Below are 17,443 nucleotides of genomic sequence, written 5' to 3'. Positions count from 1 at the left end.
TCAGGACGGCACCGGGCCGGGATCGATGTCGAGCATCTCCAGCATGATCCGGTGGATGTGATCGGCGAGCCGGCCCGCGGCCAGATCCGGGCTCCCCGCCCTGATCACCTCGGCGATGCCCACGTGCTCGCGGGCGTCCGGGAGGAAGTCCCGCAGGCCCGTCACGTCCCGGCGCCGCAGCGCCCGGGTCAGGATGATCGCGTTCTCGACCGCCTCGCGCAGCACGCCGTTGCGCGCGGCGTCGGCGATCGCGAGATGGAACTCCTGGTCGCAGCGCAGGAACGCCACGTCGTCGTGCCGCTCGGCGGCCTCCTGGGAGAGGGTGGCGAGCTCCAGGATCCGTTCCTGCTGATCCGGCGTGGAGCGGTTCGCCGCGTGCCGGCCGGACATCGCCTCGACCCCGGCCCGGAACTCGAACGCGTCCCGGATGCCCGTGATCGACGGCTGCACGACCCGCAGCCCGCGCCCGCCGGGCTCGACCAGGCCGATGTGCCGCAGCCGGAGCAGGGCCTCCCGGACCGGGGTCTTGCTGACCTGCAGCTGCGCCGCGAGGGACGCCTCGCTCACGGAGCTGCCGGGCGGGAGCGACGAGTCGACGATCTTGTCCCGGATGGCCGCGAAGACGAGTGCCGTCAGGTTGTCCGGCCGCGTCACAGGGGGCGCGACACGCGACCCCCCCGGGTCCACCTCGGCGTATGACATACCGGAAGAGTACGGGGTCGGTGTCGTCCGGGGGCCGACCTCCCGTCGCAACCCTCCTCACTCTCGCGTCATCTCCGTATCTGGCGTATCGTATAGCGATCAGCCAGCATCGCGAGGAGACCACGTGAGCACCACCGCGGAGAGCGGCGATCCGACGGCCCCGTCCGGCTTCCTCGACGGGGTACGGGTCCTCGAGATCGGCGACGAGCTGGGCGAGTACTGCGGCAAGGTGCTCGCCGGGCTCGGGGCGGACGTCGTCCGCGTCGAGCCCCCGGGTGGCGAGGTCACCCGGACCTACGGCCCGTTCCACCACGACGAGCCCCATCCCGACCGGAGCCTGTACTTCTGGCACCACAACCTCGGGAAGCGCTCGGTCGTCCTCGATCTCGACGACGCGGCCGGGCAGGAGCGGTTCCGCCGGCTCGCCTCCACGGCGGACGTCCTGCTCGACAGCCGGCCCCGGACCTACCTCGCCGACCGCGGTCTGGACCCGGCGGCGCTGCGCCTGGTGAACCCCGGCCTGCTGCACGCGCGGATCAGCCCGTTCGGCGACACCGGCCCCTGGGCGGACCGCACGGCCAACGACCTGGTCCATCTCGCGCTGGGCGGCGTGATGATGAACTGCGGCTACGACCCCGAGCCCTCCGGCTTCTACGAGACGCCGCCGATCGCCCCGCAGATGTGGCAGTCGTACTACATCGCCGGCGAGATGACCGCGATCTCGATCATCACCGCGCTGGTCTACCGCCTCGGGACGGGGCTGGGCCAGTCCCTCTCCACCAGCGTGCACCAGGCCGTGAGCCAGAACACCGAGACGGACCTGCCGGACTGGGTCTTCCTGGGGCAGACGCACCGCAGGCTGACGTGCCGGCACTCCACCACCTCGGCCCGCTCCCCCGCCCTCTCGATCACCAAGGACGGCCGCTACCTGCTCCCCTACCGCACCTACGTGCGCTCCCAGGGCGACGAGTGGGACGCCACCGTCGCGCTGCTGGAGCGCTACGGGTGCGCGGGCGACCTGCTCGACGAGCGCTACCAGGGGGCCGGCCGGGAGACCGCGGACGCCCGGATGAAGCTGGCGGCCCAGGTCGACACCATGGTGGGCAGCCTGCTCTACGAGCGCGACGTCTGGCGCGACGCCCAGGAGCTGGGCCTGCCGTGGACCCCGATCCGCAAGCCCGAGGAGAACGCGCTCGACGAGCACTGGCGGATCCGCGGCGCCTTCACCGAGGTGTTCCACCCCGAGCTCGGGGAGACCTTCCTCTACTCCGGTGGCAAGTGGGTCACCGAGGGGATGGCGTGGCGCGGCGGCCCGCGCCCGCCGCTCGTCGGCGAGCACACCGCCGAGGTGCTCGACGAGTGGTCGGCGTCGCCGCCGCGCCGCGGTCCGGTGCACATCTCCCCGCGGCGCCGCGAGGCGACCGAGACGGCCGGGCCGACCGGGAAGCCCTTCGCGCTGGCCGGGCTCCGGGTCGTCGACCTCAGCTGGATGCTCGCGAGCGCGGGCGCCGGCCGGTTCCTCGCGGCGATGGGCGCGGACGTCATCAAGGTCGAGCACATCAGCAGGCCGGACCGGATGCGCTTCAGCCCGCTCGGGGCCGTCCCGCCGGGTGGCCGCGCCGAGCGCGAGGCGGCCACCGGCCCCCTGCCGACCCCCGGGTTCGACGGGCTCGAGGCCAACCCGAACCGCGGCGGCTCCTTCATGGAGATCAACGCCGGCAAGCTCGGCATCTCCCTGAACCTCAAGCACACCCGTGGCCGCGAGCTGCTCGAGGACCTGATCCGCGAGGCGGACATGGTCGTCGAGGGCTTCTCCCCCGGCACGATGGTCCGCATGGGGCTGGGCTACGAGCGGCTCAAGGAGCTCAACCCGTCGATCATCTACGTGCAGCAGAGCGGGCTGGGTGAGCTCGGCACCTACGGCCGCGCGCGGACCTTCGGCCCGAGCGCGCAGGCGATCTCGGGGATCAGCGAGATGTCCGGGCTCCCCGAGCCCTACCCGCCCGCCGGGATCGGCTACTCCTACCTGGACTGGTTCGGCGCCTACAACATGGCCACGGCCATGCTGGCCGCGCTCCACCGGCGGGACGTGACGGGCGAGGGCTGCCACATCGACGCCTCGCAGGGCGAGACCGGGCTCTACCTGACCGGCACGGCCGTCCTCGACTGGTCGGTGAACGGGCGGCAGTGGTCGCGCTACGGCAACCGCTCGCCGTACAAGCCCGCGGCACCCCACGGCGCCTACCGGGTCACCGGGGACGACCGCTGGATCGCCGTCGGCGCGCAAACCGAGCAGCAGTGGGAGGCGCTGGTCGACGTGCTCGGCCACCCCTCCTGGGCGGCCGACAGCCGGTTCACGACCCTCGCGGACCGCATCGCCCACCAGGACGACCTCGACTCCGCACTGGGCGCCGAGACGTCCACATGGGACGGTGAGGCGCTGGCGGACGCGCTGCAGGCGCGCGGTGTGCCCGCCGGGGTCTGCCAGACCGCGCAGGACCGCGTCGAACGCGATCCGCAGCTGGCACACCTGGGCTGGCTGGTCGAGCTCGACCAGAGCGAGATCGGCCGGTGGCCGGTCAAGGAGCTCCCGACCACCTTCTCGGTGACCCCGCCCTACATCGGCGGTCGCTACGACCGGTCGGGCCCGAGCTACGGCGAGGACACCGAGCAGGTGCTCGGCTCGGTCCTCGGCCTCACCCCGTCCGAGGTGGACAAGCTCCGGGAGATCGGGGCCCTCTGACGTGAGCACCTCACAGTTCGTCGTCGTCGGGGCCAGCGCCGCCGGGGTCTCGGCCGCGTTCGCCCTCCGCCGGGCCGGCGCGACCGGCGCGGTGACGATCGTCGACGCCGACCCGAACCTGCCCTACGAACGCCCGCCGCTGTCCAAGTCCGAGCTCGGCGGGCCCGCCGCCCTGCGCCCGCTGCGCCCCGCCTCCGACTACGCCGACGCCGGGATCGAGCTCCTGCTCGGGAGCTCGGTCGCGGAGATCGAGCCCGGGCGCGCCGTACACCTGGCCGACGGGACCGCGCTGCAGGCCGACCACACGGTGCTGACCACGGGTGTGCGGGCCCGCCGGCTCACCGTGCCCGGCGCCGACCTGGACAACGTCCTCGTGCTCCGGGACGCGGCCGACTCCGCGGCCCTGGCCGCCCGGCTCACCGTGGGTGGCCCACTGGTCGTCGTGGGCGGCGGCTTCATCGGGCTCGAGCTCGCCGCGGTCGCCCTCGAACGCGGCATCCGCCCCACGGTCGTCGAGATGGCGCCGCTGCCCCTGCTCGGGGTCGTCGACCGGCCCGTCGCCGAGCTCGTCCACCGCCGCCATCACGAACGCGGCGTCGAGCTCGTCCTGGGCACGACGGTGGAACGCTTCGTCGGGCACGGCGCGGTCGAGGAGGTCGTCCTCGCCGACGGCAGGCGGCTCCCGGCCGCCACCGTCGTCGTCGGGGTCGGGGTCGAGCCGCGCGACGAGCTGGCCGTCAAGGCCGGGCTGGAGACCGACCGCGCCGGGATCGTCGTCGACTGCCACGGCGCCACCAGCGACCCGCGCGTCTGGGCGGCGGGCGACATCGCCAGCCAGCCCCATCCCGCGCTCGCCCAGCGCGGCCGCATCGAGCACTGGGACGCCGCGCTGCGCCACGGCGAGGCCGTCGGTGCCAGCGCCGCCGGGGTCCCCACCGCCTACACCGACCCGCCCTACGCCTGGTCCGACCAGTTCGGGACGACCTACCAGATGCTGGGCCGGCGCCACCCCGGCGACACCCTGGTCCTGCGGGAGGACTCCGGCCCGGAACGGCTCCTCGCCTTCTGGCTCCGCGACGGACGGCTCGTCGCCGCGCTCGGGCTCGACGCCGGCCGGGAGATCGGCGCCCTGCGCCGGATCGTCGGGGCCGCCCCCGCGGTACCGGCCCCCCTGCTGGCCGATCCGGCCACCGACCTGCGCCGGCTCGCCAAGGAGCTGCGGGCCGCCGGCTGAGCGCCCCCGGCCTCCGGCGCAGGACGACGGTCGGGCTGCCGCGGTCGGGTCGCAGCCCGGCCGCGCAGCCCGACCGTCCCTTCGAGCGGTCGGTCAGGACGTCGTCGACGGGCAGGCCGGCCTCTCCGTCCTTCCGCGGCGCGGGACGGCGGCCGCCGTTCAGCGCGCCTCGAGCAGCTCCCGCCGCATGGCACCGGCGAACCACACCCGGAAGCGGGCGGTGTCCCAGCCACGGGTCGCGACGAGCCTGCGGTAGGTCCCGGGATCGCCGAGGACCCAGAGGACGTCCGCGGCCTCGTCCGGGGCCAGCCCGGGCCGGAGCACGGTGTGCTCCTGCACCTTCGCGACGATGTTGCGCGCGCCCGCGAGCCGCGCCGCGTCGAGCTCGTCGAGCAGCCCGGTGAGCTCGACGTCCGTACCGCTCGCGACCCGCAGCGACTCGTAGACCGGCGCGACCCGGGCATGGACCTCGGCGAGGACCTCGGCGTAGGCGTCGAGGACGCCCGCCCCGGACCGCGCCGCGTCCATCCGGTCGAACCACGAGTCCGACGCGGACGAGGTCTGCTCGTCCCCACCCGCGACCGCGACCTCGTACGCCGCCCGCATCAGGGCCGGCTTCCCCCCGACGACGGCGAAGACGGTGGCCCGGCCGACGCCCGCCTCCGCCGCGACGGCCTCCACCGACGTGGCCCCGTAGCCGCGCTCCACGAAGAGCCGGGTGGCCGCGCCGATCACCGCCAGCCGCCGCTCCCGGGCAGCCCGCTCGCGGGTGTCCGAGCGGTAGGCGCGCTTGACCCGTCCCTCACCGCTCACTACATTCCCCCTCGGATATTCGCTGGACTCACAGTCTCATGAAATCGAGGGGCCATGACCACGCACCTTACGACCGTCGACCGCGACGCGTTCCTCCTCCGGTTGCGGGACCGCGTCGACCGGCCCGACTACATCGACCGGACCGCCGAGGCGGACCGGCTCGGCAGGCTCTCGATCGACAACGTCCGGGCCCTGCAGGACCTCGGGATCACCGGCATGGTCGTGGACCCGGCGCACGAGGGGGGCGGGGCCGACCTCGATCTCGCCGTGCGGGTGACCGAGACCCTCGGCTACCGCGACGCATCGACCGCGGTCGCGCTGAACATGCACTGGTCCGGCGCCCGGGCGCTGGCCCGCATCCCGTCCTTCCCGCGCCGCGACGAGGCGCTGGACGCGATCCGCCGGCACGAGGCCGTGATCTGCGGGGCGTTCTCGGTACCGTCCGGCTCGCTCGACGCGCGCACCGCCCGGCTGCAGTGCCGGGCCGACGGCGGCGACTTCGTCTTCTCCGGGCGCGCCGGCTTCGGCTCGATGAGCGACGCCGCCACGTACGCCATGCTCGGCGCGATCCTGACCGAGGACACCACGGGCGAACCGCGGTTCGTGATGACGATCGGGCGCTTCGGCGAGCCGGGTCTGGTCAACCACCACAACTGGAGCGCGATGGGCATGCGCGCCACCGGCAGCAACGACATCGAGTGCACGGACCTCCGGGTGCCGCGCTCCGACTGCCTGGTGATCCCGCTCGACTCGCTCCGGTCCCAGCGGCAGGGCGACTCGGCGTTCGTCGCCTTCGGGATCGCCGGCATCTGGCTGGGGCTGGCGCAGGCGGCCTTCGACTTCACCACCGACCACGTCCAGCACCGCTACGGCTACATGGCCGAGGGGACCTTCAACCCGACCCCGGGCCGGTTCCACGCCGACGAGGCCTGGGCGCACACCGCGATCGGCAACATGGACCACTGGCTCGGCACCGGGCGCGCCCTGCTGTACGACATGGTCCGGCGGATGGACCCGGACTCCACCGACGAGCACCGGCTGACCCGCGACCTGGTCCGCACCCTGTTCCACCTGCGCCGGATGGTCGAGGAGGTGGCCATGGGCGCCATGAAGACCTGCGGCGCGCACGGCTACGTCACCGACCGCCCGCTGGAACGCATCTTCCGGGACCTCGTGGGGGGAGTCGTGATGGCGTGGAAGACCGACCAGCTGCAGCAGACCCTCGGCATGGGGGCGCTCGGGCGGGCGATCCGATTCACCGGACCGGCCGGAAGCTGAGCCGCTTCCGCATTTTCCCGGGCCGACGATCGTCATTCTCCTGCTAGGTTTTCCGGGTGGACATCGGTCTGTACTTCCCGCTGCAGCTGCCCCGGCCCTGGGGTCCCGGGGCCGAGCACACACTGGTCCACGAGGCGCTCGCGCAGGTGGAGCTGGCCGACCGGCTCGGGTTCACCCACGCCTGGGTACCCGAGCAGCACTTCCTCGAGGAGTACTCCCACTCCTCGGCGCCGGAGGTGTTCCTCGCCGCCGCCGCCGCACGCACCCGCACCATCCGCCTCGGCCACGGGGTCGTGCTCCTGCCACCCGCCTACAACCCACCGACCCGGATCGCCGAACGCCTCGCCATGCTCGACCTGGTCTCCGACGGCCGGGTCGAGTTCGGGTTCGGCGACTCGAAGTCCCGGATCGAGCTGGAAGGCTTCGGCATCGAGGCCGACCAGCGCCAGGCCATGACCGCCGAGGCCATCGAACAGGTCGCCGCGATGCTCGCCCTCGACCCCTACCCCGGCCACCGCGGGCGCTGGTTCACCGCGCCGGCCCGCAACGTGGTACCCAAACCCGCCCAGCGCCCCCATCCTCCACTGTGGATGGCCTGCTCCTCCGACGAAGCGGTCCGCACCGCGGCCCGGTTCGGGGTCGGCGCCCTCGCACACGGCTTCCGCGACCCCGACGAAGCCCGCCGGGTCGTCGAAATCTACCGCCGCACCTTCACCGAGGAATGCCGACCCATCGGGTTCACCGTCAATCCCCGCGTCGCCACCCTCGAGCCGTTCTACTGCCACCCCGACCCCGACATCGCCCGCCGACGCGGGGGCCAGGCGATGGAGTACATGACCTTCGCCGTGCGCCACTACTACACCTTCGGCCGCCACCACCCCGGCCGCACCGACCTGTCCGCACGCTGGGACCGCACCCGCGCACAGCTCGACACCGACACCGACACCGGTACCGGGGCCGCGCCCGTCGTGCACGGCGGCCACAGCGTCGGCACCCCGGACCAGCTCGCCGCGCACCTGACGGAGCTGCGCGACGCCGGCGTCGACCAGGTCGTCCTGAGCCACCAGGCCGGACGGACACCCCACGCGGAGATCTGCGCGTCGCTGGAGCTGTTCGCCGACCAGGTGCTGCCCGCACTCGGAGACGGGCCGCAACCGATCGAGATCCCGGCACACGTCACCGAGGCACTGGCCCGACGAGCCACCACCACACCCGCAGCGGTGGAACCCGTCGACGCCTACGGCCGGGACCGACCCCCCATCGACCCCTCGACCTTCCCCCCGGACATCCGAGCACAGTTCGAGCAGCTCAACCGAGTGGCCGAACTGGGAAAGGCCTACGACAGCCCGGATCTCGCCGGGCCGAACTCCTAGGGAGTGTCTGACGGATCGCCGTCGAGTCCGCGGCGCTCCAGGTGGATGCCCCGCAAGGCGGCGACGGGCCCTCATACCGGGCGTATTCGGGCCTGTCGCCAACGCCGCGGGGCGTCCGCCTGGGGCGTCGCGGGCCGGCGGGGGTCCGTCAGACGCTCCCTAGCCCGCGAAGGTCGGCGCGGCCTCGCGGAGCCGACCGTCCGCGCCGTCGTAGACGAGGGCGTCGACCGGGTCGAAGCTCACCTCGACGGCGTCCCCGGGGCCCTGCGGCCACCGGCGCGCGGGCGCCGTCGCGGTCAGCACGGTGCCCTCCCCGATCTCGACGAGCCAGTCGCTGAGGTCCCCGGCGAACAGGACGTCCCGCACCACCCCCGGGATCGTGGCCCGGCCCGCCGGGGCGCCGCCCGGAGCCGTCAGCTCCAGGTCGGCCGCCCTCAGCATCACGTCGACCGGACCCTCGCCCAGGTGCGCCGCGCCGGGGAGCTCGATCTGCCGGTCGGCCTCACCGAACACCCACGTGTCGCCTGAGCGCCGCAGGTGGACCCGGTTCGCCACGCCGAGGAACTCCGCGACGTAGCGGCTCGCCGGCTTGCGGAACAGCTCGGCCGGAGGCATCAGCTGCTCGATCCGCCCGCTGCGCAGGACGGCCACCCGCGTGCCGAGCTGCATCGCCTCGGTCTGGTCGTGGGTCACGTACACGCCGGTGAACCCGAGCGTGCGGTGCAGGTCCCGGATCTCCTGGCGCAGCTGGCCGCGGAGCCGGTAGTCCAGGTTGGACAGCGGCTCGTCGAACAGGATGAGCCGGGGCCGGGCCACGACCGCGCGGGCGAGCGCGATGCGCTGCTGCTGACCACCGGAGAGGGCCGCCGGGATCCGGTCGGCGAGCATGTCGCACTCGACCAGCGCCAGTGCCTCCCGGGCAGCCTCGTACCGCTCCGCCTTCCCGACCCCGCGGGCCCGCAGGGGGTAGGCCACGTTCTGCAGGACCGTCAGGTGCGGCCACAGCGCGTAGTTCTGGAACACCATGCCGATGTCGCGGCGGTGCGTCGGCACCTCGCGCCGCCCGCCGGACACCTGTTCCCCGCCGATGTCGATCCGGCCGCCGTCGGGACTCTCCAGGCCCGCCAGGCAGCGCAGCAGGGTCGTCTTGCCGCAGCCGCTCGGGCCGAGCAGGACCACGAGCTCGCCCTCCCCGATGGTGAGCGACAGGTCGTCGACGGCGTGGACGTCGGCTCCGAAGGTCTTGGTCAGTCCCTCGATCTTGACCTCTGACACGAGAATCTCCCTCTCAGACCCGGTCCAGCGCGCGGGAGCCGCCGACGAGCAGCGCCGCGACGATGCCGACGGTCGTGATGGCCACCATCAGCAGGGCGATCACGGCCACCTGTGGGGCCGTGCCGAAGTTCGTGGCGTCGTACAGCAGCGAGCCGATCACCCGCCGGCCGGGCGAGGTCACCATCACCGAGACCGCGAACTCGTGGATCGCCAGGATCACCACGAGCGACACGGCCACCCCGATCCCGCTGCGGGCCATCGGGAGTCCCACCCGCCACGTCGTGGCCAGCGGGCCGGCTCCCGACGCCCGGGACGCCTCGCCGTACTCGGGCCCCGTCGCCATCAGCGACGTGAGCTGGGGCCGGATCGCGTGCGGGATCATCAGCGTCACGTAGGCGACGACCACCATCGCGGTGGTCCCGTAGAGCCGCAGCGGCGGGGTCGAGTACGTCAGCAGCAGGGCGAAGCCCATCAGGACCGCCGGCAGGGCCAGGGACAGGCCGCTGACGAAGTCGATCACCCGCCGGACCGCGGCCGGGACGCGGGTGCGGGTCAGCAGCGCGAGCGCGCAGAGATAGCCGAGCGGCACGGCGATGACCACCGTGATCCCGACGGCCTGCGCGGTGGTCCCGACGGCCTGGCCCGTCGCCGGGTCGGCCAGCGCGGCCGCCCACCCGTCGAGCGAGAACGTCGACGGCTCGATGCGGCCGGACCAGTAGGGCGACAACGAGACCGCGATGAGCGTGAACAGCGGCAGCACGACCGCCAGGAGGAGGTACACGCCCACCGGGACGACCGCCCACCAGCTGGTCCGCAGCCCGACGATCCGGGCCCGCCCGGACGTGGCCGCGTACCGCCGCTCGTCGCCGAGGACGCGCCGCTGTACCCCGATCACGAGCAGCCCGACGACCAGCAGCGGGAGGGCGAGCGCGGCGCCGAGTGAGTAGTCGACCGGGTACTCCGCCGACACCCGGTACATGATCGTGCTCAGCACGTCGATGTTCTTCGGCGCCCCCAACAGCAGCGGCGCCGTGAACTGGCCCAGCGCCAGCAGGAACGTGATGCCCGTCGCGTAGACGATGGGCGGGCGCAGCAGCGGCAGGGTGACCGTCCACAGGACCCTCCACGGGCCCGCGCCCGACGCGGCGGCCGCCGCCTCCAGCTCCGCCCCGCGCTGCTGGAGGCTCGCGTGGACGAACAGGAAGACGAACGAGGTCATGCTCAGCCCGGACACCAGGACGATGCCGGTCATGGTGAACACGTCGAGCGGTCCGGTCCCGCCCGATCCGATGCCGAGGCTCCGCAGCGTGGTGTTGACCAACCCGGTCCGCGGCGACACGAGATAGGACCAGGCGGCGACCTTCGCCACCGGGGGCAGCATCAGGGGCACGATCGGGAGCAGGCCCATGATCCCCCGCAGGGCGCGCGGGAGCCGGAGGGTGAGCAGCGCCAGGGCCGTGCCGGCCGGGACCGCGAAGGCCACCGAGCCGACCGCGACGATCAGCGTGTTGGCGAAGATGCTCCCGATGTTCGGCAGGGCGAACATGCGCCCGAAGGCCTCGGCGCCGCCCTCGAAGGCACGCCACTCCAGGCGGACGAGCGGGCCCACCACGAGCAGCGCGAGGAGCAGCGCCAGCACGACCCAGGGCCCGCTCCTGAGCAGGCGGGCGCCCGCGGGCGGACGTCGGGTGCCCGGGTCAGACCGCTCCCGGTGCCGCTCCGCCGGCCGTTCGGAGATCACGGCCACCGCCGGTCACCGCCCCGTGACCAGGGTCGGCAGCATCTGGGTGCGGTAGAAGCTGTCCTGCTCCGGGGTCAGGATGCCGTCCGTGACGTGCACGTCCGGGGTGATCTGCTTGGCGCCGCTCCCGGCGCTGCCGAGCACGTCCGGGCTCAGCGGGGTGAGGATCCCGCCCTTCGACAGGACCGCCTGACCGGCCGGGGACAGCATCCAGTTCGCGAGCACCTGGGCGGCGTTCGGGTGCGTCTTGCCCACGACGCCGATGTAGCCGCCGATGCCGATCGCCGGCTCGATCGGCAGGAACTCGACGGGAGCGCCCTTCGCCTTGAGCGCGTCGACCGACGCGCGGGTGGCGTAGAACCCGACCGCGATCTCACCGGAGGCGACGTCGGTGGCCAGCGGGGTGGTCCCGCTGCGGTAGAGCCGCGGGTTCAGCGCGGCGAGCTGCGTCAGGCCGGCCTGCCCACCCAGCTGCTGCGCCGCGTAGAACCACCACTGCTCGGCGGCGGGCGAGCCCTCGCCGGGGACGATGCCGAGGTTGTCCTTCAGTGCGGGCTGCAGGAGGTCCTTGTAGCTCGCGATGGGCTGCGCACCCAGCTCCTTGAGGCGGTTCGTGTTCACCGCGACACCGAGCGGGTTGGCCGCGATCAGGGCGTACTGCTTGTCCCCGTAGACGTCCGGGGATCCGCTCAGGTACTTCGGGATGGCGGGTCCCGCGATCGGGGCGAGCCGGGCGACGTTCGCCTGCCACCAGGCGCGCGACGAGTGCGTCGCGACGTCGGCACCGGTCCCGCCGCCCGCCTCGGCGTCGAGCTTCGCGGTGAGCGCGCCCGACGCGAAGTGGTCGACCTCGAGCTTGATCCCCGGGTACGAGGCGTTGAACGCCGCCGGGAGCGTGGCCGCGTCCTGGTCGTTCGCGGAGTAGAGGACGACCGTCCCCTCGGCGTTGGCCTTGGTGACGATCTCCTGCCAGGCGGCGTCACCGCCCAGGTTCGGATCGATGCCGGCGGATGTGGCGGGTGCCGTGGCCGGGCCGGAGCCGCAGGCCGTCAGCACGAGGGAGAGGGATACCGCGAGGAGCAGTGCTCCTCGAGTGCCGAACCGGGTCCTTGCCGAGCGCGCCTTGCTCACGGACACACCTCTTTCGAGTGGGGCACCGCGCCGGGGCCGGCGACGGTGGTCGAACCGGTAGTTCAGACCTGTCAGTCCCGACCCAGCAGGACGACGTCTCCCAGCACGGCGACGAGCGCGACCCGCGCGTCCGCCACCTGGTTGGCGGCACTGGTGCCGCGAAGCTGCCGGACGGCCTGCACGACGCGCTGGTGGCGCTGCGACTCGCCGGTGTGCGAGTGCGACATCGTGCCGCCGTCGGTCACGATCGGGTACCGGCCACCGACCTCGATCGCACCGCCCGCGACGAAGTCCGGACCCTCCCCGACCTCGCAGTAGCGGAACGCCTCGAAGTACCGCACGATCTCCCACGAGAAGTTGTCGTAGAGCTCGAAGACGTCCACATCGGACCGGTCGAGGCCGGCCCTGGCGAACGCGCGGTCCGCCGCCGCCCGCCCCAGCATCCCGGTCCGGTCGTAGGTCGGCGGGTGGGTGTAGGAGGGCCCCCAGCTCTCGGATCCTCCACCCAGCACCCGGATCGCCGGGACATCGAGGTCGCGGGCCCGTTCGGCCGTGGTCAGGACCAGGGCCGAACCCCCCTCGGCCGTGGTCGCGCAGTCCAGCAGGTGGTACGGCTCCGCGATCATGCGAGAGGCCAGCACGTCGTCGGCAGTGAAGGGGCCCTTGCCGTGGTACACGGCCTCCGGGTTGCGGGACCCGTTGTTGCGGATCACCGCGGCGATGTGGGCGATCTTGCGGGGATCGACCGAGAACCGCGCCATGTACTCCTGGGCGGCGAGCGCGAACTCGGCCGGGGTCATGAGCCCCCAGCACTCGATGAACTCGTTCGACGGCCGGGTCCAGGGCGCGACGGTCGACCGGTCGGTGTGCAGCCCGGCCTCCCCCGCGGCCAGCACGACGGTGTCGCAGACCCCGGCCTCGATCGCGGTCGCGGCCTCGAGCACCCCCGGCGGTCCGGGCGCGGCCCGACCCACCCAGAAGTACGGGATGTCGAGCAGGTAACCGTAGGTGCGGGTGCCGTTGGGGTCGAGGCCCGGCAGGATGTTCAGACCGTCGACCTCGGAGAGCGCCACGCCGGCGTCGGCCAGCGCGCCCTTGATCGCGGCCAGGGTGACGCTGTCCGAGGTCTCCCCCTCCAGCCGCCGGGCCTGCCGGGTGTTGAAGGCGCCGACGATCACGGCGTCCCGGGGCGACGGGGTGCGGGGGGCGACGGCGGTCGGCACGGTGGACCTCACGATGCGGTGGCGAAGCAGGGCAGCGTGACGGTCTCCGTCACCGGGACGAAGCGGACCTCCACCGGCATCCCGGGCCGGACCGCCGCGACGTCGACCTCCACGAGGTTGGTGAACATCTCGTGGCCCTCCTCCAGCCGGACGACGGCGACGACGTACGGCGTCTCGAAGGCCGGGGTCTGGGCGCGCCAGACGACCGTGTGCGTGACGACGACCCCGCGCCCGGTCGACTCGACCCACTCGAGGTCGGTCCCGAGGCAGGTCGAGCAGAACGGCCTGGGCAGGAAGAGGTGCGTGCCGCACGAGGTGCAGCGCTGCACGAGCAGGCGCCCCTCGCGGCAGGCCGTCCAGAACGGTTCGGTCAGTGCGGTGGGGTGAGGTACGGGACGAGCCACGTCCGTTGTCGGCACCGCCGTACCGTATCTCGGATACGAACTCTCAGCAAACTGTTAGCCAAGCTTGCTTGTTACGTTTCAGCTCCAGCGGTGACCGTCGGGCAGCGCGCACACGAGGATCCGGGTCTCCCCCTTGATCCGCGTCTTGTGCCCTTGCCCGTGGCCGTCCTCGACCAGGCACACGTCGCCGGGGCCGAAGACCCGGGACCCGCCGTTGCCCCCGACCTCCAGCTCGAAACCGCCCTCGAGCACGACGACCAGGTTCGGCCGGTCCTCGGTGTGCCAGTCCCCCGACAGGCCCGGGGAGAAGTGGGTGAAGGTGAACCGGTCGACCTCCTGCGACCCGGCCGGGAAGAAGGTGTCGAACGGATCGAAGTGCGCCACGTCGTCGCGGACCCGGATCCGGTCGACCCGGGGCGCGCCGGACGGACCCCGCCCGCCGTCCACGGCCGGCGGCACCGAACCCGACGGGGCCCAGGCGTCCTCGACGTCGATCTCCACCGCCCGGGCCTCGCCGCCCCAGGTGAGCTTGTGGTCGCGGCTCGCCTCGTCGTCGACGAGCAGCACGTCACCGGGGACCAGCAGCGCCTGCGACTCCCCCGCGGCGACCGCCAGCGACCCCGCGACGACGACCACCAGCCGGCGCCCTCCGCCGTCCCCGCCCAGCGTCGTCTCGCCGTCGCGACGCCGGATCGGCCGGACCGCGCGGACCAGGCCGGCGAGCGACGGGTCGGGGGTCCGGGCCAGGTCGGCCGCGGTCATCGTGGCGCCGACGTGCTGGAACGGCAGGGGAAGCGACTCGAGGCGCGAACCGCCCGCTCCGTCGGTGGCCATCCAGAACGATCGCATCTCGTCTCCTCTGCCGTGCGCGTGCGGGGAACCGGGCCCGGGTCCCGGTGCGTGTCGGCCCAGGTTGCCCGATCACCCGCGGCGCCCACGCCGCCGCCGTTCCGGCAGGCAGGACGCGCCCGCCGGACGGCAGGGACTCAGGGGGTCTCGTCGGCCCAGCGACCGCGGGCGAAGTCGACGGCACGGTCGCGGATTAGGTCCACGAGCTCCTCGAACAGCTGCCCCGCGGCCTGGCCCGCCCACTCGGCCCCGAGCAGGTGCGTCGGCAGCCCCGGGTCCCGCAGCGGCAACCGCCGCCACCGGTTGAAGGCCAGCACGTAGTCCCGGAACGCCTCGACGTCGTGACCGCGGTCGTCGGGGCCGCGCTCGGACCAGAGCGCCACCACCGGCCGGTAGACGTCGAGGAACTCGAGGTAGCCGGCGTTGAGCTCGGCGAGGTCCCAGCCCCGCTTGATGACCTCGGCGGCATCGCCCCCGGGGGCGAGCCGGGCGTGGAACACGTCGACGAACCGGCCGAGGTCGTGATCGCGCAGCACCGCGTTCATGGCCCCTTCCATGCGGGCCGGGGCGAGGAGGGTCCCGGGACCGATCGCCCCGAAGCCGAGGCTGCCCAGCCGGGACCGGAGGAGGTGCCGCCGGGTCCGCGCGGACTCCGGCACGGAGAACGTGACCAGCACCCAGCCGTCCTCGAGCCGGGCCTCCGCCCGCGGATGCCAGACGATCTTGTCGCTCTCGGTGAGGCCGGCGAGCGCCTGCTCGCCGAGCCGGTACCCGCGCATCCGGCCGCGCTTCTCGGGCTCCAGCCATCCCCGCTGCTTCTGGCGGGAGACCATCGCGCGGACGAGGGCCTCCTCGATCCCGAGCTCGCCCATCAGCTCCACCATCGCCGACACCGGGGCCCACCCGCCGGCGGGCCGCAGGACCAGCGAGAGGAACTCGGCGAACAGCGTGCTCGGGTGGGCGGCCGTCCATCGTGCGCCGGGCTCGGCGGTGTGCTGGGGGGTCATACGTTCATCCCGACGGTGGTGCGGCACGACGACATCCCCGGATGAGATCACGGCGTCGGCGGGCGTGACCAGCACCGGCGCAGCGCGCCGACGCCCAATCGACCGCGAAGCGACATATGGTATCTGATATAGACATCGGTCTGACGATCAGCTAACGTCCGCCGCCATGAAACTGGTGGCGGAGGCGGAACTTCGCGACATCATCGAGCAGGTCACGCCCTTGCTCAAGGGCAACGAGGCTCCTGCCGTCCGACAGCCCCCCGCCGATCCGCAGGAGCGGGAGGCCTGGTTCGCCGGCGTGGCGGAGCTGCGCGCGAGGCAGCAGGGCCGCACCATCGAGATGGTCACGGCCGCGACCGCCGGGATGCCGGCCGTCGACGGGGTCGAGGTGACCGAGGTCCGCATCCCGGTCGAGGGGACGTGCGGCTGGTCCGGCTGCCCCGAGTGCACCGCCGGGTCGATCGGCGCGATCGTGTACCGGCCGGTCGGGGTGAGCGACGCGCCGGTCTACCTGCACTTCCACGGCGGCGGATTCTGGATCGGCGGCGGCGGGATCCTGCGGGTCGCGGGCGCGGCGCACGCCGTCCGCGCCAAGGAGCTCGGCGTCGTGGTCATCGACGTCGACTACCGGATGGCGCCCGAGCACAAGTTCCCCCTCCCGGTCGAGGACTGCTACACGGCGACGACCTGGGCTGTATCCCACGCCGTGGAGCTCGGCGTCGACCCGGGCCGGATCGCGGTGGGCGGCGGCAGCGCCGGTGCCGCCCTGGCCGCGGGGGTCGCGCTGATGAGCCGGGACCGGGGTGGGCCCGCGATCTCCGCGCAGGTCCTCAACATCCCGGCCGTCGACAGCGGGTGCAGCTCGGAGTCGCTGCGCGTGTTCGCCGAGGGCTACGTCATGACCCGCCAGAACGCGCTCGAGATGTGGGACATGTACCTGGCCACGCCGGCCGACGCCCACGACCCGTACGCCTCGCCCATCCACGCGACCGACCTGAGCGGGCTCCCGCCGGCCCTGGTCGTCCTCGGCGACTACGACGTCCTGCGGGACGAGGGCATCGCGTACGCGCGGCGCCTGGTCGACGACGGGATCACGGTCACCCAGCGCCGCCTCCCCCAGGCGCACGGCGCGGCGCTGCCCGAGGTCGGCCCGGAGACCGAGCGTCTCACCGCCGAGTTCCTCCGCGCGAACCTGCTGCGCCCGTAGGCACTCCCGCACCCCGAACGACGACGAGGCCCGGCGCGGTGCGCCGGGCCTCGTCCGTTGCCGGGGAGCTACGGCTAGAGGGACGCGCCGCCGTCGGTCCCGATGACCTCGCCGACGATCGCGCTGGCCGCCGGCGAGGCCAGGAACGCCACCACGTTCGCCGTCTCCTCGTGGAGCAGGTAGCGACCCAGCTGGTTGCGGATCATCGAGTAGAACCACATGTCGTTGAAGGCCGGGATCTTCGCCTTCGTACGCACCATCGACCCCGGGTTGACCCCACACACGTTGACCCCGTGGTGGATCACCTCGCCGGCGAGGAACTTCGTGAACGACGCCAGCCAGCTCTTGCCGGTGCCGTAGAGCAGGTTCCGCGGCGCCGTCGGCATGTTCGCGGAGCCGCTGCCGATGTTGATGATGTGCCCGCCGCCCTGCGGGATCATGTAGTCCAGCACCGCCCGGCTCG

Annotated in this window: 15 protein-coding genes; 5 read left to right on the top strand and 10 right to left on the bottom strand. The window is 73.1% G+C overall.

What is annotated here, in order from left to right; genetic code table 11:
• The gene (locus tag ABD324_RS06510) at positions 1 to 702 is read right to left on the bottom strand and encodes a GntR family transcriptional regulator (protein ID WP_344413484.1); all 702 of its coding nucleotides are present in this window, start codon (positions 700 to 702) and stop codon (positions 1 to 3) included.
• A 124-nt stretch (positions 703 to 826) separates the two neighbouring features.
• Between ABD324_RS06510 and ABD324_RS06505 the strand changes: the two genes are divergently transcribed.
• Both ABD324_RS06505 and ABD324_RS06500 read left to right on the top strand, forming a co-directional pair.
• Positions 827 to 3,445: a CaiB/BaiF CoA transferase family protein gene (locus ABD324_RS06505; protein WP_344413482.1), complete on the top strand. Its 2,619-nt coding sequence runs from the start codon at positions 827 to 829 to the stop codon at positions 3,443 to 3,445.
• 1 nt (position 3,446) lies between these two features.
• Positions 3,447 to 4,679, top strand: coding sequence for an NAD(P)/FAD-dependent oxidoreductase (locus tag ABD324_RS06500; RefSeq protein ID WP_344413480.1), 1,233 nt, complete (start codon positions 3,447 to 3,449; stop codon positions 4,677 to 4,679).
• Between the two features lie 159 nt (positions 4,680 to 4,838).
• Here the strand turns inward: ABD324_RS06500 and ABD324_RS06495 are convergent, their stop codons facing one another.
• Positions 4,839 to 5,492 carry a TetR/AcrR family transcriptional regulator gene (locus ABD324_RS06495; RefSeq protein ID WP_344413478.1) on the bottom strand — a complete coding sequence of 218 codons (654 nt, stop codon included), beginning with the start codon at positions 5,490 to 5,492 and terminating at the stop codon, positions 4,839 to 4,841.
• Between the two features lie 54 nt (positions 5,493 to 5,546).
• Between ABD324_RS06495 and ABD324_RS06490 the strand changes: the two genes are divergently transcribed.
• The gene (locus tag ABD324_RS06490) at positions 5,547 to 6,770 is read left to right on the top strand and encodes an acyl-CoA dehydrogenase family protein (RefSeq protein ID WP_344413476.1); all 1,224 of its coding nucleotides are present in this window, start codon (positions 5,547 to 5,549) and stop codon (positions 6,768 to 6,770) included.
• A gap of 56 nt (positions 6,771 to 6,826) precedes the next feature.
• On the top strand, positions 6,827 to 8,143 hold the full coding sequence (locus tag ABD324_RS06485) for an LLM class flavin-dependent oxidoreductase (protein ID WP_344413474.1): 1,317 nt from the start codon (positions 6,827 to 6,829) through the stop codon (positions 8,141 to 8,143).
• A 159-nt stretch (positions 8,144 to 8,302) separates the two neighbouring features.
• Here the strand turns inward: ABD324_RS06485 and ABD324_RS06480 are convergent, their stop codons facing one another.
• From ABD324_RS06480 to ABD324_RS06450, 7 genes are all read right to left on the bottom strand, one after another.
• Complete coding sequence (locus ABD324_RS06480) at positions 8,303 to 9,418, bottom strand: ABC transporter ATP-binding protein (RefSeq protein WP_344413472.1); 1,116 nt, start codon at positions 9,416 to 9,418, stop codon at positions 8,303 to 8,305.
• Between the two features lie 13 nt (positions 9,419 to 9,431).
• A complete protein-coding gene (locus ABD324_RS06475; RefSeq protein ID WP_344413470.1) occupies positions 9,432 to 11,165 on the bottom strand; it encodes an ABC transporter permease in 1,734 nt (577 codons plus the stop codon).
• A 6-nt stretch (positions 11,166 to 11,171) separates the two neighbouring features.
• Complete coding sequence (locus tag ABD324_RS06470) at positions 11,172 to 12,290, bottom strand: ABC transporter substrate-binding protein (RefSeq protein WP_344413468.1); 1,119 nt, start codon at positions 12,288 to 12,290, stop codon at positions 11,172 to 11,174.
• Between the two features lie 71 nt (positions 12,291 to 12,361).
• Positions 12,362 to 13,525 (bottom strand): thiolase family protein, encoded by a 1,164-nt coding sequence (locus ABD324_RS06465; RefSeq protein WP_344413466.1) that lies wholly within the window; start codon positions 13,523 to 13,525, stop codon positions 12,362 to 12,364.
• Positions 13,522 to 13,932 (bottom strand): Zn-ribbon domain-containing OB-fold protein, encoded by a 411-nt coding sequence (locus ABD324_RS06460; RefSeq protein ID WP_344413464.1) that lies wholly within the window; start codon positions 13,930 to 13,932, stop codon positions 13,522 to 13,524. Before ABD324_RS06460 ends, ABD324_RS06465 begins: the two co-directional genes overlap by 4 nt.
• Positions 13,933 to 13,995: 63 nt before the next feature.
• On the bottom strand, positions 13,996 to 14,766 hold the full coding sequence (locus ABD324_RS06455; protein ID WP_344413462.1) for a cupin domain-containing protein: 771 nt from the start codon (positions 14,764 to 14,766) through the stop codon (positions 13,996 to 13,998).
• Between the two features lie 137 nt (positions 14,767 to 14,903).
• Positions 14,904 to 15,773, bottom strand: coding sequence for a PaaX family transcriptional regulator (locus ABD324_RS06450; protein ID WP_344413460.1), 870 nt, complete (start codon positions 15,771 to 15,773; stop codon positions 14,904 to 14,906).
• Between the two features lie 166 nt (positions 15,774 to 15,939).
• On the opposite strand from ABD324_RS06450, the gene ABD324_RS06445 reads away from it, so the two are divergent.
• On the top strand, positions 15,940 to 16,980 hold the full coding sequence (locus ABD324_RS06445; RefSeq protein ID WP_344413458.1) for an alpha/beta hydrolase: 1,041 nt from the start codon (positions 15,940 to 15,942) through the stop codon (positions 16,978 to 16,980).
• 74 nt (positions 16,981 to 17,054) lie between these two features.
• On the opposite strand, the gene ABD324_RS06440 is transcribed toward ABD324_RS06445, so the two are convergent.
• A partial coding sequence (locus ABD324_RS06440; protein WP_344413455.1) for an SDR family NAD(P)-dependent oxidoreductase occupies positions 17,055 to 17,443 on the bottom strand: 389 nt, incomplete at its 5' end.

It is taken from the genome of Pseudonocardia ailaonensis (genome assembly GCF_039531635.1).
GTDB lineage: Bacteria > Actinomycetota > Actinomycetes > Mycobacteriales > Pseudonocardiaceae > Pseudonocardia > Pseudonocardia ailaonensis.
This window is presented reverse-complemented; position numbering and strand designations above follow the sequence as displayed.